We start from the raw sequence: 20,890 nt of genomic DNA on the forward strand, positions 1-20,890 counted from the left end.
ATTATAGACCCTCCGTCATTTCTTTATAATATTTTGCTACCCTTTCGCGGCGGCAATGTTCGCCAACCACAATTGCTTTAATTCTATCACAAGCTAATTCAACTTGATCGTTTTCTACTACATAGTCGTAAGCGTCCATCATCTCGATTTCTTCTTTCGCTACAGTTAAACGATTTTCAATAACATCTTCAGTCTCTGTACCACGTCCGACAATACGGCTCTTTAGTTCAGATAAACTTGGAGGTGCTAAGAAAATAAATACACCTTCTGGGAAAGCTTTCTTAACTTGAATTGCTCCTTGCACTTCAATTTCTAAGAATACATCTTTTCCTTCTTGTAATGTTTTTTCAACATAGTCAATCGGTGTTCCGTAATAATTACCTACGAACTCAGCCCACTCAAGTAATTTTTCATTACGAATCATTTCCTCGAATTCTTCTCTTTCTTTAAAGAAATAATCCACACCATCTACTTCACCTTCACGCGGCTTACGTGTCGTTACTGAAATAGAGTACTGAAAACGTGTATCCTCATGGCTAAACAGCTCTTTACGAACCGTCCCTTTTCCAACCCCAGAAGGCCCTGAAAGAACGATGAGCAATCCTCTTCTACTTCTCATAAATATGTAAAACCTACCCTTCCTCACTTAAATCTTCTTTATTATTCAAACGATGTGCAATCGTCTCTGGTTGAATTGGACTTAATACAACATGCCCATCATCCATAACAATAACCGCCCTTGTTTTTCTCCCATACGTAGCATCAAGCAAAGCATTATGTTCGCGTGCTTCTTGTACTGTTCGTTTAATAGGAGCTGACTCCGGACTTACAATAGCAATAATTCGATGAGCAGATACAATATTTCCGTATCCAATATTTAAAAACCGCATGGCCATAGTTTGCGCCTCCTAGTAAGTCTATCCGATTTCTCCACCACGTATAACTTTATATATTTTTTGAAAGCTACTCAATATTTTGTACTTGTTCACGAATTTTTTCAAGGTTATTTTTCATTTCTACAACATATTTTGAAATTGTTAAGTCATTTGCCTTAGAACCAATCGTATTAATTTCTCTATGCATCTCTTGCACGATGAAATCCATTTTCCTTCCAACAGGCTCTTCAATCTGCAATGTTTCACGAAATTGCTCTAAATGACTTTGCAAACGAACTAACTCTTCATGAATATCACAACGCTCTGCAAAGATTGCGACTTCTGTTAGCAATCTTTGTTCATCTAGATCTTGATTATGTAATTCTTTTAAGCGATTTTCTAATCGTTCACGATATTTTTGTGTAACAATTGGTGCATGTGGAATAATCGCATTTACACAATTGCTAATCTCTTGTAAACGATACGCTATATCTTTATGTAATCGTTCTCCTTCGCCATCTCTCATCGTTTTCAACATATGAGCAGCTTGACGAACAGCCTCATATAAACTGTTCTCAAAATGTTCATTTACATTTTCTATTTCTTCAATTGCTGTTACTTCTGGCATTGCCATTAATTGCTGAAGTGTAATAGAATCTTGTAATTGAAATTTCCCTTTTATATCTTCCATCATCGATTGGTACTGCTCAAGAAGTGACCAATTCACACTTAATTTTCTTTCAACAAGTCCTTCACCTGCTATACTAATAGACACTTCGATGCGCCCACGTCGAACTTGCTGTGCAATTATTTTACGAATTTTGTCCTCAAATACCATCATTTGCTTAGGAAGTCGAATACTCATCTCTAAAAAACGGTGGTTCACCGATTTCATTTCTACTGTAATTTGAAAAGTATCACTTTCTACTTTCGATCTTCCAAACCCTGTCATACTAGAAATCATTTTTATCACATCCAAGCCATAAAATAACTCAATGAAAAAGGTAATAGAGACAAGGCTCTACTACCTTCTGTAAATTATATCACATTTTCATAACATTGACTATTTCAAGTTTAATCCCTTCTTATATAACATCGGCTTTTTCTTCTTAGCCTTTTTCCCTGTTAATAAAGAACCTACTAGTAAGAAAGTCGGAATTGATGACAAACCTCCAATTAATAACCAATCTCTTGCTTGTATCGGCATTGTGCTAAAGATCGGTTGTAACGGTGGATAATATATAACCACTAGCATAAGTAGTAACGAAATAATAACCGCCCCTACTAAATACACGTTCCCAAATGGATTACGGTGAAAGACAGAATGCTCACTACGACAATCAAATACATGAATAAGCTGTGCAAGTACCAACGTCGCGAACGCTACAGTTTGTGCATATTTCAGTTCATTTGGATGTTGGTTATACGCAATAATAAACGCCACTAACGTCACTGCTCCAATTAAAAACCCTCGACTTATTATTTTCCACGCAAGCCCTCTAGCGAATACCCCTTCTTTCGGGTGACGCGGTGTTCTCTTCATCACATCTCCTTCAGCCTTATCCAAACCTAATGCCATCGCTGGTAAACCATCAGTAACTAAGTTCACCCATAAAATTTGAATAGGAACCATCGGCAGTGGTAATGCAAGTAACATCGCAAATAACATAACTAAAATTTCTCCAACATTTGACGCCAATAAGTAGCGAATGAACTTACGTATGTTCTCGTATATATTTCTTCCTTCTTTAATCGCTGACTTAATTGTAGCAAAATTATCATCTAGTAAAACAAGTGAAGAGGCTTCTTTTGCAACATCTGTCCCTGTAATCCCCATCGCTATCCCAATATCCGCTGTTTTTATAGCTGGAGCATCGTTCACTCCATCACCTGTCATCGCTACTATATGTCCTTGATTTTGCAATGCTTTAACAATTTTCAATTTATGCTCAGGTGATACACGAGCGAATACATACGTATCTTCTACAACATTTTCTAATTCCTCCACATCCATATTCGCGAGTTCTACTCCTTCAACAACGCGTCCATCTGGTGGTAAAACTCCTAATTGTTCAGCAATCGCCATTGCTGTCACTTTATGATCACCTGTAATCATTACTGTTCGAATACCAGCTTCTTTACACTCTTTTACCGCCTGCGCGACTTCTGGCCTTGGCGGGTCAATCATACCTTGTATCCCAACCAACATAAAATCTTTTTCAACGTCTCTTTCATGTTCAATAGAATCCGTGACTTTTAAAGGTTTAAACGCAACTGCAATTGTTCGAAGCGCTTGACTACCTAAGCTATGAATAGCCGCTTGTACTTCTTTTCTATATAGCTCACTTAACGGCTGCTGCTTATCCCCCCATAAGATTGTTTGACTCATTTGCAAAAGAACATCCGGTGCTCCTTTCGTAACAATAAACTTTTTCCCCTCTCGATCTCGTACAATAACACTCATCATTTTTCGAGTTGAATCAAATGGAAATTCACGAATAATTTCAAATTTCCCTTTCAATGCCTCACGTGTTATCCCAGCTTTCATTGCTGCAGCTACAAGCGCTCCCTCTGTTGGATCCCCATCTAATACGTACGCCTTTTTCTTTTGAATAATATTTGCATTGTTACATAGTGAACCAAATGTAAGTAGCTGATAAAGTGATTTTGTCTTAGCTGGATTCACTTCTTTTTCACCTTTCATAAAAGAGCCATTAGGTTCATATCCTTGCCCTGTCACTTTCCACAATTCTCCGCCTGACCACATATGTGTTACCATCATTTTGTTTTGTGTCATTGTTCCCGTTTTATCAGAGCATATAACAGAAGCGCAGCCTAACGTTTCTACGGCCGGTAACTTCCTTACAATTGCTCTCTTTTTTATCATACGCTGTACACCAAGTGATAAAGCTACTGTAACAATTGCTGGCAATCCTTCTGGAATAGCCGCAACAGCTAGCGATACGCCAGCTAAAAACATATGATATACTTCATTCCCTTGATACACACCAGCCAATACAACGAGCGCTGTCAAAATAAGAGCTACAATAATTAATATTTTTCCGAGCTGTTCTAACCTTCTTTGCAGTGGCGTTTCCATTTGCTCTGCATTTTGCAACATATTTGCAATTTGCCCCATCGCTGTATTCATACCAGTTGCTACAACGACTCCTGTACCAGATCCTCGCGTAATCATTGTCCCCATAAAAGCCATATTTTTTTGATCCCCAATTGCAACATCTTGCCCTTGCAGTGCTTCTACCTTCTTTTGTACAGGTACGGACTCCCCTGTCAAAGCAGACTCTTCAATATATAAACTTGATGCCTCAACAAGACGCACATCAGCCCCAATACGATCACCACTGGAAAACTTAATAATATCACCTAAAACAAGTGCTTTAGATGGTGCTTTTACCCACTTTCCATTCCGCATTACAGTAACTTGCGGGGCAGCTAGTTCCTTTAAAGCTTCCAATGATTTTTCAGCTTTTCTTTCTTGAAAAAAGCCGAGAATACCATTGATAATAACAATGGCAACAATAGCAATAGAATCAATGTATTCACCTAAAAACGCAGAAACAATTGTTGCTCCAAACAAAACGAGTACCATGAAATCTTTAAACTGTGCTAAAAATACCATTAGTGCAGAAGGCCTTTTTGCTTCTTCTAATTCATTAGTACCAAATTTCTTTACTCGCCCTTCTGCTTCTTTCTCTGTAAGTCCAACCTTTACATTCGTATTCGTTCTCTCTTCCACTTCATGTGCTCGCATTCCATACCAGTTCATCCTGCTATCGACCTCCTGATTCCAGACATACTCTATTGAAAGCTTATTCAGCCTCGTCCAAAAAAATGCTATAATTAACTTTTAGTTAGAAAGGAGTGTTCATTTATGGCATTCGATGGATTATTTACAAGAGCGATTACACATGAAATTGCAAATTCTCTTTACACGGGAAGAATTTCAAAAATATATCAACCTTCAAAATACGAGATTTTATTACATATTCGAGCAAACGGAAAAAATCAAAAACTGATTCTTTCCGCTCATCCGACATATGCACGTTTACACTTAACAAATCAAAATTATGATTCACCTGCACTTCCGCCAATGTTCTGTATGCTTCTTCGTAAGCATTTAGAAGGTGGATTCATTGAAAAAATTGAACAAATTGATTTAGAGCGTATTATTCAAATTACCGTTCGTAGCAGAAATGAAATTGGTGATGAATCGCTAAAAACATTAGTAATTGAAATTATGGGACGACATAGTAACATCATTTTAGTAGACACAAAAACAAACAATATTTTAGATAGCTTAAAACACGTTTCTTTAGCAGTAAACCGACATCGAACTGTATACGCTGGGGCTGAATATATTGCACCACCAGCACAACATAAAATTAACCCACTTCAGATCGAAACAAATGATGAATTTATTAGACCGCTAGACTTTCTATCTGGAAACATGGATAAACAGCTAGTCGGAACTTTTACTGGAATATCACCATTATTCGCAAAAGAAGTCGTGAAAAAAGCAGGTATGGTAAATGAAAAAGCATTAGCTGACGCATTTTTCTCCATACAAAAACCATTATTAACTCATACATATTCACCAACAATGACTACTTCAAATGGGAAAGAATTTTTCTACCTTTTCCCTCTTGCACATTTGCAAGGGGAAAACAAGACGTTCTCATCTGTTAGTGAATTGCTAGACCGTTTCTTTTTCGGAAAAGCAGAGCGCGACCGTGTAAAACAGCAAGCTCATGATTTAGAGCGCTTTATGCAAAACGAAAAAAATAAAAATGAGAAAAAACTCATTAAACTAGAAAAAACATTACAAGATGCTGGAAAAGCAGATAAATATCAACTATTTGGAGAACTACTTACAGCCAATATGTACGCTTTGAAAAAAGGCGATAAAGATATTGAAGTCGTGAACTATTACGATGAAAATGGCGGAACTGTAAAGATCGCATTAGATCCTTTAAAAACACCATCTGAAAATGCACAACGCTATTTCCAAAAGTACCAAAAAGCGAAAAATTCAGTTGTTGTTGTAGAAGAACAAATCGAAAAAACAAAGGAAGAAATTCTTTATTTCGATAGCTTACTTCAACAAATGGAAGCTGCTTCTTCAAAAGATATTGAAGAAATTCGTGAGGAATTAGCTGAAGAAGGTTATATGCGCAATCGTAAAACGAAAAACGGAAAGAAAAAGCCTACTAAACCAGTATTAGATAAATATTTGGCTACTGATGGTACAGAAATTTTCGTCGGTAAAAACAATAAACAAAATGATTATTTAACAACGAAATTTGCCCGCCGTGATGAAATTTGGTTACATACGAAAGACATACCTGGTTCTCACGTTGTCATTCGTTCTTTAGAACCTGCTGAAGAAACTTTACTAGAAGCTGCCAAAATTGCTGCCTATTACAGTAAAGCGAAAGAGTCTAGTTCTGTACCTGTTGATTTCACAAAAATACGCCATGTGAAAAAACCGAGTGGTGCAAAACTTGGTTTTGTTACGTACGACAATCAGCAAACTGTTTATGTAACACCAGATGCTGATACTGTAATGAAATTAAAAGCGTAAATATAAAAAATGCGTTGCTTATAAGCAACGCATTTTTTATATTTTTTCAATTGAATTGCTATATCCATTCAATATTGTCAAAAAAATTGACAGTGTCATTTCACATTTGTATAAATTTTTTTACAGCATATAAATAAAGTACAAGTGTAACTCCAATCAATATTTTTTCATGCCTTGCTATTTCTTGAAGCGATCTGGATTTTATGAACAAACCTTCTCCCACAAATTGCGGGCTATTTTTTTATCTCCCCTAAAATATATGTTTTCCCTACTATCCTTTCTTCAAATATACATTTTGGCACACTATTTGCTTTATTCAATACTGTGAATAGGGGGAATTAACATGACTTTAAAAATTAATAAAATCCAAAATCAACTACAAAACTATGAAATTGACGGATTACTGATTACAAAAAAAGAAAATCGCCAATATGCAACAGGCTTTACAGGTAGTGCCGGCGTCGTCTTAATCTCTGCGGATAAAGCTGTTTTTATAACTGATTTTCGCTATGTAGATCAAGCGAAATCACAAATAAAAGATGCTGAAATTATTATGCATAAAGGAAATTTAGAAAAAGAAATTGCAAATCAAGTATCAAAATTAAACATTCAAAAACTCGGAATTGAAGAAAACAACATGACATTGCAACAATATAAAAACTTACAAAAATACGTACATGTGGAAATGGTTCAAGTGTGCGAAATCATCGAAAATATTCGTATTATTAAAGACACGTCTGAAATAGAAACAATGAAAATTGCTGCTAATATTGCTGACGAAGCATTTCACCACATCATTACGTTTCTAAAGCCTGGAATAAGTGAAAATAATGTACGAGATGAGTTAGAATTTTTCATGCGAAAAAAAGGGGCTACATCCTCATCATTTCAAATTATTGTAGCTTCAGGCGTTCGTTCTTCACTTCCTCATGGAGTTGCATCAAATAAAATAATCGAACGAGGCGACGTTGTTACATTAGATTTCGGTGCACTTTACGACGGGTATTGTTCCGATATTACACGTACTGTAGCAATCGGGGAACCATCAGAAGAATTCAAAAAGATATACAATGTTGTACGAGAAGCATTAAAACGTGGGACTGAAGCAATTAAGCCTGGAGAAACTGCAAAAAGTATCGATGATATAACGAGAGATTACATTACAGAACATGGATACGGTCAATATTTTGGACACTCTACTGGTCATGGTCTTGGATTAGAGATACATGAACCTCTTCGCCTATCCCAAGAAAGTAAGGCTACTTTAGAAGAAGGTATGGTTGTTACAGTTGAACCTGGTATTTACATTCCGAACTGGGGCGGTTGTAGAATTGAAGACGATATCGTCATTACAAAAGACGGATATGAAGTTATTACAAAATCAAATCGAGAACTCATTGTTATTCCTTGTTAAAATTATGACCTTTTTTAAAAGGAGTTTTTCTCTGCACATAGAATTCTTTCTCTGGAGTAATTGTTTTAAAAGGGGGAATTTCAATTGAACTTTGTAATCGACAAGATAGATGGTTTACAGCCTGAATTTTCCAAACTTGTTTCCATGATGAATTACGCTCGCTATACAACAATACAAGCGGTGGAAGGCTTAACAATTGGAGAACTTGATTATTTATATGATGAGGAAGCAAATTCAATTGGCATGCTTTTGTATCATATGGCCGCTATTGAATTTTACTACCAGATTCATACTTTTGAAGACCGTGAACCAACGGAGGCTGAATTAGAACGCTGGTTACCTGGAATTGAATTAGGCGATCTTGGGCGTGAGAAAATAAAAGGAAACGCTATAGAATTTTACATCAATACATTACAAGAAGTACGTTCCAAAACGATTGCAATATTTCAATCATTACCTGATGAATGGTTATTTAAAACGACAGACTTTTGGTATGACAAACCAGCAAATAACTATTTTAAGTGGTTTCACGTTTTTGAAGATGAAATCAATCATCGTGGACAAATTCGTTTAATTAAAAAGATGCAAAAAACTCATGCAGTAAAATGAGGAAATGCCACCGAATAAGGTGGCATTTTCTTTTATTCATTAACGAATAGCTTTTCGTTTACTATTTTAGTGACTACCACTACCAACATTAAAATGCATATTAAATATAGCATTTTCGCAATAAACAACCACCCTTGAAACATTACAATTCCATCTATTATCTCATTTCCTTTCCATAACAAAAACGGAATTGTGCTGATTATAATGACAAATTCGATGCTGAAAACCATTTTCTTTTTTCGACTATATGCTTTCCATTCATTCCAGCGATACATAGGAGCAAAAATCAATACTCCTATACATAATATAACTGGTACCCATTCACTGTTAAGAAATTGTCCTGAAATAATTGATAATAGTAAACAAACTAGCACACCATAATATCCTATTTTTTCTCTCATTCGTACTCCCCCATTCTACTTCTCCTTTAATATGTAACTTGCTATACTTATAACAATTCTTAGAAAAATAACAACTATAATTACAAGATAAAGACCGTTTGCAGAAGACATCCATTCTTGAAAAATAGACATTTTCTCCATTTGTTTCTGACCCTCTATTAAAATAACCCCTGCGAACAATGAGCAAACAACGATGATACCTATCATAATTCCGATACTTTTTACTGTATTGTTTCATACCATCCCAGTTATATAAAAGTATAAATACAAACCCGAAAACAGGTATAATACTTATCCATTCATTGTTTGTAAATAGCTTTAAAATGATTAATAGACTACAAGATATGATAAATCCCAAAAATCCAATTTTTTTGTGCATAAGCCCTCCTTGAATTCCATTTTTAGGATTAATTGTATTGTAACATCCATTTTTTATCCTTACCATTGCAGTACATGAAATTTTACCTTTTTTTCTGTTTCTTATACTCACATACTTTCCCTACTTTCATACAATAAACTACACGATTGCCTAAGGATGTGAATGTTATGGGAGTTGAATTAACGCTATTACACGCTCTCTATGTTATTTGTTTACTCACTATTATTACCTTTTTTATTCTCCGGAAAGATACTACAATTATTTGTATCGTTTTTATCTTTTTATTAGCATTAACTGCTACAAGTTCTATCCCTCTTGCCGTTAGCGGCATTTTTCAAAGTTTTATTTACGCCATTACTGAGCTATTACCAACTATATTAATCATTTCTATTATTGTATCCATGAGCAATTTACTCGTTCATACCGGTATAAATGATACAATGATTTCACCATTTACAAAGATGATCCGTACCCCTACCCTCGCCTACTGGATTATTGGCCTTTTGATGATGACAATTTCTTTCTTCTTTTGGCCTTCTCCCGCTGTCGCCTTAATGGGAGCTATTTTATTACCGGTTGCTGTACGCGTCGGTCTCCCCCCAATTGGAGTAGCAATTGCTATGAACTTATTCGGTCATGGGATTGCTTTATCCGGCGACTTCGTTATACAAGGCGCACCAAAATTAACCGCAGACGCTGCTGGTCTCCCTGTTTCCAGCGTCGTATCTGCAAGTGTTCCACTCGTTATCGTTATGGGCGTTGTGACAACTTCCGTCGCTTTTTTCTTCTTACGAAAAGAGTTTCATACAGGCTTATCTATACAAGAATCTATCCCATCAACTGATTCTTCTAAAACGCTCACTTCATTATCTCCTCGCATAAAAAAATGGCTCGCTATATGTATTCCTATCGTATATATCATTGATATCCTTTGCATGATTCAATTTAAACTACAAGGAAGCGACGCAACTGCACTTATCGGCGGAACGACTGTTATTATGATTATCATCATTTCACTCATCGCCTACAAAGGTAATGGACTAAATAAAACAACCGATTATTTTATAGAAGGGCTCCAATTTGGATTTAAAATCTTTGGTCCAGTTATTCCAATTGCTGCACTCTTTTATTTAGGAGATAGCGGCTTTGTGAAAATTATCGGAGACTATTTACCGAAAGGTTCACATGGAATCATTAACGACTTAGGGATTGCCTTATCTCAAACGGTCCCTTTAAACCAATACGTATCAGCGGGAACATTAACTATCGTTGGTGTCATAACAGGCTTAGATGGATCTGGTTTTTCCGGTATATCGCTTGCTGGTTCCATTGCAAACCTTTTCGGAACAGCTTTAGGTCATGGAACAGCTACATTAACAGCACTCGGACAAATTGCGGCTATATGGACCGGGGGCGGGACGTTAATTCCTTGGGCGCTTATTCCTGCTGCTGCAATTTGCAAGGTAGATCCATTTGAACTGGCACGCCGAAACTTTTTACCGGTTGTTATCGGTTTAATTGTCACCACTATCTTTGCGATGTTTATTTTATAACGTAAGCAAGTGTTCTCTTGCTTACGTTTTTTCTTGTAAAATTCATCATGAATTACTGGTTTTCAACAGGGATTCGTTATCCCTTAGCGAAATTATATTAGGAGAGTAATTTTTTCAAAACGTTTACGAGAAACAGATTACTGCAATTAGAAAAGGGGACATAACTATGAATGAATTGATTTTCGTCTTATTAATTTTTCCGTTACTTATCTTTATCGTTTCTGTTATTGGAACGCGCAAGACGAAAACGTATTACGTAATGCCGATTGTAACGTTTGCTAGTTTTTTAATAATAGGTGTTATCGCCTTTACTCCAAAATTTTTCTTTTGGGTCGGCATGTATAGCATTTTCTCATTTATTGTTTCTTATGTGACTCTATTGTTTGTAAAAGGATATAAGCTTGCAGAAAGCACTAAGTAGTTAAGGAGATTGTAATATGATTTTCTTTGATATTGATGGAACTTTACTTGAATTTTTAACAATAATATAAAAAAACGACCGCGTTCCCCCGCAGTCGTTTTTTTCATGTTACGCTGTGATCCAAGCTTCGTTAGCTGGATTTTTACGCCACTCTTGTAATTTTTTCGTTTCAGCTTGTCCAATCATACCTTTTTCTGCTGCAACTTCAGTTAATGCACTGTAATCACTTAAAGAATATGATGCTACGTTAGCTGCTTCTAGTTTTTCTTTTCCTGCTTCTAACTCATATGTGAAGATTGATACGATTCCTAATACTTCACATCCAGCTTCGCGAAGTGCTTCTACACATGTAATTGCACTACCGCCAGTTGAAATTAAGTCTTCTACTACTACGACTTTTTGACCTTTTTCAGCTTTTCCTTCGATTTGGTTCCCTTTACCGTGACCTTTTGCTTTACTACGTACGTAGCACATTGGTAAATCCATACGATCGCTTACCCATGCAGCGTGCGCAATACCAGCAGTTGCTGTTCCTGCAATAATTTCTACAGTTGGGAAGTGCTCTTTAATTAACTCTTCTAATCCAGCTGCAATCGCTTGACGTACTTTTGGATAAGATAAAGTTAAACGGTTATCACAATAAATTGGTGATTTCATACCTGAAGACCAAGTGAATGGATCATTCGGTTGTAAAAATACTGCTCCAATTTCTAATAAATGCGATGCGATTTCTTTTTTCATACTGTTACACCTTCCCACTGTTGTTTTACTGTTTTATACGCTTCAAGCGGATTTTCTGCTTTTGTAATACTACGTCCCACTACGATGTAGCTTGAGCCAAGTTCCCTCGCACGTTTCGGTGTTGCTACGCGCACTTGGTCATTTACATCATCGCTTGCAAGACGAATCCCCGGTGTTACTGTTACAAATTCATTTCCGCATACTTCACGTAATTTTGGAACTTCAAGTGTTGAACAAACAACGCCATCAAGTCCACTTTCTTTCGTTAATTTTGCATAATGAGCAACCGCTTCTTCTAACGTTTTCTCAATGCCGATCTCTTTTTTCATCATAGCTTCCGAAGTGCTTGTTAGTTGTGTAACTGCAATACAAATCGGTCTCTCTTTTCCTTCTTGCTTACCTTCCTCTAATCCCTCAATCGCAGCTTTCATCATGCTGCTTCCCCCAGCAGCATGAACATTTACCATATCAACATCTAGACTAGCTAGGCTACGCATAGCGCTTTTTACTGTATTCGGAATATCATGAAGTTTTAAATCTAAGAAGATCTTATGTCCCTTTTCTTTTAAGTACGTAATAATCGCAGGGCCTTCTTTGTAAAATAACTCCATACCTACTTTGACAAATAACTCTTCCCCTTCAAAGTGGTGTAAGAATTGTTCTACTTCTTGTTTCCCTGGAAAATCTAGTGCAACGATTAACGACTGTGACATGTTTGCTTCCAGCTCCTTCCTTGACATTCCGAAATGTGATCAAATCCTAATTCATCTAATAATGCTGGTAACTCTTCAATAATTGTCGGACATACGAACGGATCGATAAAGTTCGCTGTACCTACTGCAACTGCGCTTGCGCCAGCATAGAAGAATTCAATTACATCTTCAGCTGTTTCAATACCACCCATTCCGATAATTGGAATGTTAACCGCTTGGCTTACTTCATGTACCATGCGAATTGCTACTGGCTTAATCGCAGGACCTGATAATCCGCCTGTACGGTTTGCTAAAATTGGTTTAGCTGTTTTTAAATCTAGACGCATACCAAGCAATGTATTAATCATCGTTAAACCATCTGCACCTGCATTTTCAATCGCTTTTGCAATTTCTACTATGTTTGCCACGTTCGGTGACAATTTCACGTATACAGGTACTTCAGAAACCTCTTTTACTCGCTTCGTTAAATCAGCAGCAATTTCAGGATTTGTACCAAAGGCGATACCACCTGTTTTTACGTTCGGACAAGAAATGTTTAATTCTAGTGCATGGACATTAGGCGCTTTAGAAATTTCCTTCGCAACCGCTACGTAATCCTCAGCTTTTGAGCCTGCAACGTTTGCAATAATTGGAAGGTCAAATTGTTCTAACCATGGTAATTCCGAATTCATTACTTTGTCTAATCCCGGGTTTTGAAGTCCGATTGCATTTAGCATGCCCCCTGGTGTTTCAGCAACACGAGGCGTTGGATTTCCATAACGTGGTTGTTCTGTCGTCGCTTTAATCATGATTGATCCTAGTACACTTAAATCGTAAAACTGTGCATATTCACGACCAAACCCAAAGCATCCAGATGCCGGTATAATTGGATTTTTTAATGATAATCCTGGTAATTCAACTTGCAATCTGTTCATAGTACAACCTCCCCGATTGGAAATACTGGTCCGTCGCTACACACCTTCTTGTAAGAATGTCCACTTGGATCTTCTTGTAAGTGGCATACACATGCGAAACAAGCTCCAATACCACAGCCCATACGTTCTTCTAATGAAATATAGGCTTTTTTCTCTTTGTAACGTCCTTCTAATGCACGAAGCATCGCTAGCGGACCACATGAATAAAGAATATCAAAGTCAATTCCGTAATTATCAATTACATCTGTGACAAATCCTTTTGTACCGTGTGTACCGTCTACTGTCGCAACGTACGTATCACCAAGTTCTGCAAATTTTTCTTCATAGAAAACTACATCTTTCGTTTGAAAGCCTAAGATGTGAATAACACGTACACCTTTTGCAACGAGGCGCTGTGATAATTCATAAAGTGGTGGTACACCAATTCCCCCACCTACTAGTAAAGCTGTTTGACCAGCTTCTGCTTCTTCTACAGGAAAACCGTGTCCTAATGGTCCTAGTACATCTACCATTTCACCTTGTTTTCTAGTTGCTAATGTTTTTGTCCCTTGTCCTTCGGCACGATATAGCATTGTAAATTCGTTCTTCTCTTGATCTACATTACAAATACTAATTGGGCGGCGCAGAAGGGGCGCAATGCCCTCTGCTACCTTAATGTGTACAAACTGCCCTGGTTCGTTCATTTGCTGTACTAACGTTCCTTGAAGCACTAATTCGTAAATATTTTTTGCGATTTCTTTTTGGTTAACGACGATCATATTTTGCTTTTGCATCATGCATGTACCACCTCGTGACGCTTTGTTTGCGTAATTTCTTTCATTGAATGAGCTGAGAATGTCATAGATTCTAATACTCGTAAGATTGCTCTTGTTGTATCAAGTGATGTTAAGCAAGCCACACCATTTTCTACTGATTCACGGCGAATGCGGAAACCATCACGCGCTGGTTGTTTACCTTTTGTTAATGTGTTAATTACAAACTGTGCTTTTCCTTGACGGATAATATCTAGTAAGTTGTAGTCTTCAGAATCAATTTTGTTTACAACTTGTACTGGGATATTTTGCTCTTCTAATGATTGTGCTGTTCCAGCTGTTGCTAATAAGTTATAGCCGATTTCGTGGAAACGTTTTGCAATTTCCATCGCCTCTTCTTTATCTTTATCCGCTACAGTAATGATTACTGAGCCGTGCGTTGGGATGTTAATTCCAGAAGCAACTAATCCTTTATATAATGCTTTTTCAAGCGTTAAGTCTTTACCCATTACTTCCCCTGTTGATTTCATTTCAGGTCCTAATGTTGTATCAACTGAGCGTAGTTTCGCGAATGAGAATACCGGAGCTTTTACATATACTTCTTTCTCTTCTGGGTGATAGCCAGTTCCGTATCCTTGCTCTACTAGGTCTTGCCCTAAAATAACTTTCGTTGCAACATTCGCCATCGGTACGCCTGTAATTTTACTTAAGAACGGTACTGTACGGCTTGCACGTGGATTTACTTCAATTACGTACACTTGATCTTTGAATACTACAAACTGGATATTTAGTAATCCAACAATGTTTAATCCTTTTCCAAGTGCAATTGTATGTTCAATGATTTGTTCTTTTAGTTTTTCAGATAAACTTTGTGGTGGATATACTCCAATTGAGTCACCAGAGTGAACTCCAGCGCGTTCAATATGTTCCATAATACCTGGAATGAATACATTCTCACCATCGGAAATTGCATCTACTTCAATTTCTTTACCAACCATGTAACGGTCGATTAATACTGGGTGATCTGCATGAACTTTAACTGCATTTTTCATGTAGTGCAGTAGTTCTTCTTGACGATATACGATTTCCATCGCACGTCCACCTAGTACGTAAGATGGTCTTACTAATACTGGGTAACCAATTTCTTCTGCGATTGCTACCGCTTGTTCTACAGTCGTTGCTGTTTTACCAACTGGTTGCGGGATGCCAAGTTTTGTTAAAGCAGCTTCGAATTTATCACGATCTTCTGCACGGTCTAAGTCTTCAAGTGATGTTCCTAAAATTTTCACACCGTGTTCTTCTAGTTTCGCTGCTAAGTTAATTGCCGTTTGTCCACCGAACTGAACGATAACACCTTCTGGTTTTTCTAAATCGATAATATGCATTACATCTTCAATCGTTAATGGTTCAAAGTATAATTTGTCAGAAATACTGAAGTCTGTTGAAACTGTTTCTGGGTTGTTGTTAATGATAATTGCTTCATATCCAGCTTCTTTAATTGCCCATACTGAGTGAACTGTTGCGTAATCAAACTCAACACCTTGACCAATACGGATCGGACCAGATCCTAGAACTACTACACTCTTACGATCTGTTACAATCGATTCATTTTCGTCCGCATATGTGCTGTAGTAATATGGCGTTGCAGATTCAAACTCTGCCGCACAAGTATCTACCATTTTGAATACTGGCATCATATTATTTTCTTTACGCATATCGTAAATTTCGCGCTCCGTTTTGTTCCAAGCTGCTGCAATGTAGTGATCGCTGAAGCCCATTTCTTTTGCAGTTTGTAGTACTTCCATATTTCCTACATTCGCTTTTACTTCACGTTCCATATTTACGATGTTTTCAACTTTTTGTAAGAAGAAGAAGTCCATTTCACACCATTCATTGATTTCTTCTTTCGTTACACCTTGGCGAATTGCTTCTGCTACAATAAACAGTCGTTCATCATCCGCTTTAATGATACGTTTTTTCATCGTTTCTTTATCAAGTTCTTTTAAGTGGTCTAATTCTAAGTGATAAATGCCAAGCTCTAAAGAACGAACTGCTTTTAGTAATGATTCTTCTAAGTTACGTCCGATTGACATAACTTCACCAGTTGCTTTCATTTGTGTTCCAAGCGTTCTGTTCGCTGATTCAAACTTATCAAACGGCCAACGTGGAATTTTTGAAACAACATAGTCTAACGCTGGCTCGAAGCAAGCGTAAGTTTTTTGTGTTACTGGGTTTACGATTTCATCTAACGTTAAGCCGACTGCAATTTTTGCTGCTAATTTCGCAATTGGATATCCAGTTGCTTTAGATGCTAGTGCAGATGAACGACTTACACGTGGATTTACTTCGATTACATAGTATTGGAAGCTATATGGATCTAGTGCAAGCTGAACGTTACATCCACCTTCAATTCCTAGTGCACGAATAATTCGTAATGACGTGTTACGTAACATTTGGTATTCACGGTCGCTTAGCGTTTGGCTCGGTGCTACAACGATTGAATCACCTGTATGAACACCAACTGGATCGATATTTTCCATGTTACACACTACAATCGCGTTATCATTTGAATCACGCATTACTTCGTATTCAATTTCTTTACAGCCAGCAATACTTTTCTCTAATAAACATTGTGTTACTGGGCTATGTTTTAAACCACTTGTTACGATTTCAATTAGCTCTTCTTCGTTATGACAAATTCCACCGCCCGTTCCTCCTAATGTGAACGCTGGTCGAACGATTACTGGGTAACCAATTTCGTTTACAAATCCATATGCTTCATCAAGGTTATGAATAATTTCACTTGGTGGTGTTGGTTCATTTAAATCTTGCATTAATGTACGGAATAAATCACGATCTTCCGCTTGCTCGATTGCTGATAATTTTGTTCCTAAAATTTCAACTCCGCACTCGTCAAGTACGCCTGATTTTGCAAGTTCAACAGCCATGTTTAAACCTGTTTGACCACCTAATGTTGGTAGGATTGCATCAGGACGTTCTTTACGAATAATACGGCTTACGAATTCTAATGTTAATGGCTCGATGTATACTTTATCTGCTGTTGCAGTATCCGTCATAATTGTTGCTGGGTTAGAGTTAACAAGGATTACTTTGTAACCTTCCTCTTTAAGAGATTGACAAGCTTGTGTACCAGAGTAGTCAAACTCCGCTGCTTGCCCAATTACAATTGGTCCTGATCCGATTACTAAAATTGTGTTAATGTCTAGGCGTTTTGGCATAACTCTTCCCCTTCTTTCTTGAAGTTTTCAATCATTGTTAAGAAATCTTCGAATAAATCATTTGCATCTTCTGGTCCCGCTGAAGCTTCTGGATGGTATTGTACTGTAAATGCCGGGAACTTCTTATGACGAAGACCTTCTACCGTTCCATCGTTTAAAGCAACATGTGTAATTTCAAGATCTGTATTTTCAACTGATTCTTCTTCTACTGCGTATCCGTGGTTTTGAGATGTAATTGCTACTTTTCCAGTTGCAAGATTTTTTACTGGATGGTTTAAACCACGGTGACCAAATTTCAACTTACTTGTATTTGCACCTGATGCTAGAGCGAACAATTGATGTCCTAGGCAAATTCCGAATAAAGGAACTTTACCGATAATGTCTTTTAACATTTCAATTGCTTCTGGTACATCTTTCGGATCTCCAGGTCCATTACTTAACATAATTCCATCTGGGCTAAGGCGTAAAATTTCTTCCGCTGTTGTGTTGTAAGGAACTACAATTACATCACAGTCACGCTTATTTAATTCTCGTAAAATACCATGTTTCATACCGAAGTCTACTAGTACAACTCGGTGACCACGACCTGGGCTTGGGTATGGATCTTTCGTTGATACGCGTTTTACATGATCTGTAAATACTGTCGCTTTTAATTGGCTTACAATGTACTCTACATCTGCATCCATGTTACAAAGGCGTCCACGTAATGTACCGTATTGACGAATTTTTCTCGTTAATTTTCTCGTATCAATCCCTGCTAATCCTGGGATATTTCTTTCTTTCAAGTAATCATTTAACGAAATTTCATTACGGAAGTTTGATGGGTGATCACAAATTTCGTTTACGATTAAACCATTTACAGATGGGTGAATGGATTCAAAATCGTCACGGTTAATGCCATAGTTTCCGATTAATGGGTACGTGAATGTTACGATTTGACCGCAATATGATGGATCAGATAATGTTTCTTGATATCCAGTCATTCCTGTTGTAAATACAACCTCACCTGACTTTTCGATTTCGCCTCCGAAACCTGTTCCAATTAATACTGTTCCATCTTCTAAGATAAGTTGTCTTTTCATACTAATGCACTCTCCTTTTGCCATGCGATCTTACCACCAACGATTGTCATTACCGGCCATCCTTGGCATTTCCAACCTGCGAATGGTGTATTTTTTCCTTTTGATAAGAATGTTGTTGGGTCAATCTCTTCTTCTTGTTCTAAATCAATGATTGTAATATCAGCTGCTCTACCTTCTTTTAGGCGACCTGCTTCTAAGCCGAATGTATCAGCTGGCTTTTCTGTTAAGAATTGAATTAACTGTTCTAGCGTAATAACTCCCTTTTTCACAAGGTTTGTGTATAGAAGCGGGAATGCTGTTTCAAAACCAGTAATTCCAAACGGTGCTCTTTCAATTCCTTGTGCTTTCTCTTCCGCTGTATGCGGTGCATGGTCAGTTGCGATCATATCGATCGTTCCATCTAATAAACCTTCAATTAATGCTGCATGGTCTTCTTTTCCACGAAGCGGTGGGTTCATTTTAAAGTTAGGATCAGCTGATGGGATATCATCTTCACATAACACTAGGTGATGCGGTGTTACTTCTGCTGTTACTTTAATTCCAGCGCGTTTCGCATCACGGATTACACGTACAGAACCTTTCGTACTTACATGACATACGTGATAGTGGCAATCTGCTGCTTCAGCAAGCAGTATATCCCTTGCAATATGTACAGATTCACATACTGATGGGATACCGTTTAATCCGTGTTTCTCAGAAAACTTCCCTTCATGTACACAACCTTTATTAATAAGCGTATTCTCTTCACAGTGCGCAACTACTGCCATATCTAATTTTGCTGCACGTTTCATAGCCGCTAACATCATGCTCGCATCTTGTACGCCTACGCCGTCATCTGTGAAAGCAAATGCTCCAAGTTCTTTTAATGTTTCGAAATCTGTCATTTCAGAACCAGCTTGACGTACTGTAATTGCTCCGTATGGTAGTACGTTAACATGAGCTTTTTCTTCAATACGTTTTTGCAAGTCTTCCATATGTTCTCTGCAATCTGGTACCGGGCGTGTATTTGGCATTGCACAAATTGTAGTGAATCCACCTTTTGCCGCTGCTAGTGTACCTGTTTCAATTGTTTCTTTATGTTCACCACCTGGTTCACGAAGATGTACGTGTACATCTACTAATCCAGGTGCGATTAACTTTCCGTTCACATCGATTACTTCAGCATTATCTGCCGTAATATTTTCTGCTACCTTAGCGATTTTACCGTCTTGTACGAGAAGATCCGTTGCTACGATTTTTCCTTCTTCATTCATATAACGACCATTTTTAAACAAATAATTCATGTTTCATTCCTCCTAATACATTTGGTAAGGCGCGTTTTAGTACAGCCATTCTTACGTAAACTCCATTTTCCATTTGTTTAAATATACGTGAACGCTCACACTCAACAAGTTCACTTGCAATTTCAACATCACGGTTTACAGGAGCTGGATGCATAATAATGCTTCCTTCTTTCATACGCTTTTCTCTTTCTACTGTTAATCCGTGTTTCTCATGATATTCTTTCATAATGTCTGTTTCATAATGATCATGACGCTCATGTTGTACACGGAGTAACATCATTACATCAACTTCTGGAACAAGTTCATCTAATGGTTTGTATGTTCCAAATGTGTTGTCTTCATCTTTCCACTCTTCTGGACTTGCAAAGTAAATTGTTGCACCAAGCTTCGTTAATGCTTCTGCATTAGAACGTGCTACTCGGCTATGACGAACATCTCCTACTATTGCAATCTTCAAACCTTCAAATCTTCCAAACTCTTGTTTAATTGTAAGAAGGTCCAGTAGGCACTGTGTTGGGTGGTTTCCGCATCCATCTCCAGCATTTAAGATTGGAATATTCACCTGATCTTTTAGTTCATCGAAGTAGCGATCTTGCTCGTGGCGGATGACCACTGCTTTTGTTCCGATTGATTCTAGTGTTCTTATCGTATCGTATAGAGTTTCTCCTTTTTGTACGCTAGATGCATCAGCTGAAAAGTTTAAAACATCAAGTCCTAATCTCTTCTCAGCAACTTCAAAGCTAAATCTCGTTCTCGTACTATTCTCAAAGAACAAGTTCGCAACAAAAGTTTGCTCTGTCGTTTTGCTCTCTTTTCCATTCGCAAAATCTTCTGCATCTTTTAGGATTTCTGAAATTTCTACTTCCGATAATTCACTCATCGTTAACAAATGGCTCATCGTCATCCCTCATC

Annotated in this window: 18 protein-coding genes and 1 pseudogene; 5 read left to right on the forward strand and 14 right to left on the reverse strand. The window is 37.4% G+C overall.

Annotated elements, in window-relative coordinates; genetic code table 11:
- Position 1: 1 nt before the first annotated feature.
- The 4 genes from gmk to DN401_RS18185 all read right to left on the reverse strand — a co-directional run bounded on the left by gmk (position 2) and on the right by DN401_RS18185 (position 4,662).
- On the reverse strand, positions 2-619 hold the full coding sequence (gmk, locus tag DN401_RS18170) for a guanylate kinase (protein ID WP_001257741.1): 618 nt from the start codon (positions 617-619) through the stop codon (positions 2-4).
- A gap of 13 nt (positions 620-632) precedes the next feature.
- Entirely contained in the window at positions 633-896 is a 264-nt protein-coding gene (remA, locus tag DN401_RS18175; RefSeq protein ID WP_001251456.1) for an extracellular matrix/biofilm regulator RemA, read from the reverse strand.
- A 67-nt stretch (positions 897-963) separates the two neighbouring features.
- Positions 964-1,839, reverse strand: a complete 876-nt coding sequence (locus DN401_RS18180) for a YicC/YloC family endoribonuclease (protein ID WP_000625869.1) — start codon at positions 1,837-1,839, stop codon at positions 964-966.
- A gap of 99 nt (positions 1,840-1,938) precedes the next feature.
- Entirely contained in the window at positions 1,939-4,662 is a 2,724-nt protein-coding gene (locus tag DN401_RS18185) for a calcium-translocating P-type ATPase, SERCA-type (RefSeq protein ID WP_001104778.1), read from the reverse strand.
- A gap of 105 nt (positions 4,663-4,767) precedes the next feature.
- Between DN401_RS18185 and DN401_RS18190 the strand changes: the two genes are divergently transcribed.
- The 3 genes from DN401_RS18190 to DN401_RS18200 all read left to right on the forward strand — a co-directional run bounded on the left by DN401_RS18190 (position 4,768) and on the right by DN401_RS18200 (position 8,500).
- Positions 4,768-6,477, forward strand: coding sequence for an Rqc2 family fibronectin-binding protein (locus tag DN401_RS18190; RefSeq protein WP_000863261.1), 1,710 nt, complete (start codon positions 4,768-4,770; stop codon positions 6,475-6,477).
- 343 nt (positions 6,478-6,820) lie between these two features.
- Entirely contained in the window at positions 6,821-7,891 is a 1,071-nt protein-coding gene (locus DN401_RS18195; protein ID WP_059303487.1) for a M24 family metallopeptidase, read from the forward strand.
- Positions 7,892-7,975: 84 nt separating this feature from the next.
- The gene (locus DN401_RS18200; protein ID WP_001012035.1) at positions 7,976-8,500 is read left to right on the forward strand and encodes a DinB family protein; all 525 of its coding nucleotides are present in this window, start codon (positions 7,976-7,978) and stop codon (positions 8,498-8,500) included.
- A gap of 32 nt (positions 8,501-8,532) precedes the next feature.
- On the opposite strand, the gene DN401_RS18205 is transcribed toward DN401_RS18200, so the two are convergent.
- Positions 8,533-8,901: a YoqO family protein gene (locus DN401_RS18205; RefSeq protein WP_001208250.1), complete on the reverse strand. Its 369-nt coding sequence runs from the start codon at positions 8,899-8,901 to the stop codon at positions 8,533-8,535.
- A 15-nt stretch (positions 8,902-8,916) separates the two neighbouring features.
- Positions 8,917-9,280: pseudogene (locus DN401_RS18210) on the reverse strand (YoqO family protein).
- Positions 9,281-9,447: 167 nt separating this feature from the next.
- Between DN401_RS18210 and DN401_RS18215 the strand changes: the two are divergent.
- Both DN401_RS18215 and DN401_RS18220 read left to right on the forward strand, forming a co-directional pair.
- Complete coding sequence (locus DN401_RS18215) at positions 9,448-10,833, forward strand: hypothetical protein (RefSeq protein ID WP_149287897.1); 1,386 nt, start codon at positions 9,448-9,450, stop codon at positions 10,831-10,833.
- 166 nt (positions 10,834-10,999) lie between these two features.
- Positions 11,000-11,254: a YbeF family protein gene (locus DN401_RS18220; RefSeq protein WP_001003946.1), complete on the forward strand. Its 255-nt coding sequence runs from the start codon at positions 11,000-11,002 to the stop codon at positions 11,252-11,254.
- Positions 11,255-11,362: 108 nt separating this feature from the next.
- On the opposite strand, the gene pyrE is transcribed toward DN401_RS18220, so the two are convergent.
- From pyrE to pyrB, 8 genes are read right to left on the reverse strand one after another with little or no spacing between them, the layout of a single operon-like run.
- Positions 11,363-11,995: an orotate phosphoribosyltransferase gene (gene pyrE, locus DN401_RS18225; protein WP_000711440.1), complete on the reverse strand. Its 633-nt coding sequence runs from the start codon at positions 11,993-11,995 to the stop codon at positions 11,363-11,365.
- Positions 11,992-12,708, reverse strand: coding sequence for an orotidine-5'-phosphate decarboxylase (gene pyrF, locus DN401_RS18230; RefSeq protein WP_000083510.1), 717 nt, complete (start codon positions 12,706-12,708; stop codon positions 11,992-11,994). Before pyrF ends, pyrE begins: the two co-directional genes overlap by 4 nt.
- The gene (gene pyrD, locus DN401_RS18235) at positions 12,693-13,622 is read right to left on the reverse strand and encodes a dihydroorotate oxidase B catalytic subunit (RefSeq protein ID WP_001081047.1); all 930 of its coding nucleotides are present in this window, start codon (positions 13,620-13,622) and stop codon (positions 12,693-12,695) included. The genes pyrF and pyrD overlap by 16 nt, the downstream gene beginning before the upstream one ends.
- A complete protein-coding gene (gene pyrK / locus DN401_RS18240) occupies positions 13,619-14,398 on the reverse strand; it encodes a dihydroorotate oxidase B electron transfer subunit (protein WP_000983359.1) in 780 nt (259 codons plus the stop codon). Before pyrK ends, pyrD begins: the two co-directional genes overlap by 4 nt.
- A complete protein-coding gene (carB, locus tag DN401_RS18245) occupies positions 14,395-17,613 on the reverse strand; it encodes a carbamoyl-phosphate synthase large subunit (RefSeq protein ID WP_001126101.1) in 3,219 nt (1,072 codons plus the stop codon). Before carB ends, pyrK begins: the two co-directional genes overlap by 4 nt.
- Positions 17,598-18,695 (reverse strand): carbamoyl phosphate synthase small subunit, encoded by a 1,098-nt coding sequence (locus DN401_RS18250; RefSeq protein WP_000828680.1) that lies wholly within the window; start codon positions 18,693-18,695, stop codon positions 17,598-17,600. The genes carB and DN401_RS18250 overlap by 16 nt, the downstream gene beginning before the upstream one ends.
- The gene (gene pyrC / locus DN401_RS18255) at positions 18,692-19,978 is read right to left on the reverse strand and encodes a dihydroorotase (protein ID WP_001108367.1); all 1,287 of its coding nucleotides are present in this window, start codon (positions 19,976-19,978) and stop codon (positions 18,692-18,694) included. The genes DN401_RS18250 and pyrC overlap by 4 nt, the downstream gene beginning before the upstream one ends.
- Positions 19,962-20,876 carry an aspartate carbamoyltransferase gene (gene pyrB, locus DN401_RS18260; RefSeq protein WP_000018849.1) on the reverse strand — a complete coding sequence of 305 codons (915 nt, stop codon included), beginning with the start codon at positions 20,874-20,876 and terminating at the stop codon, positions 19,962-19,964. The genes pyrC and pyrB overlap by 17 nt, the downstream gene beginning before the upstream one ends.
- Positions 20,877-20,890 lie beyond the last annotated feature (14 nt).

This window comes from Bacillus sp. BF2-3, assembly GCF_008368795.1.
Lineage (GTDB): Bacteria > Bacillota > Bacilli > Bacillales > Bacillaceae_G > Bacillus_A > Bacillus_A cereus.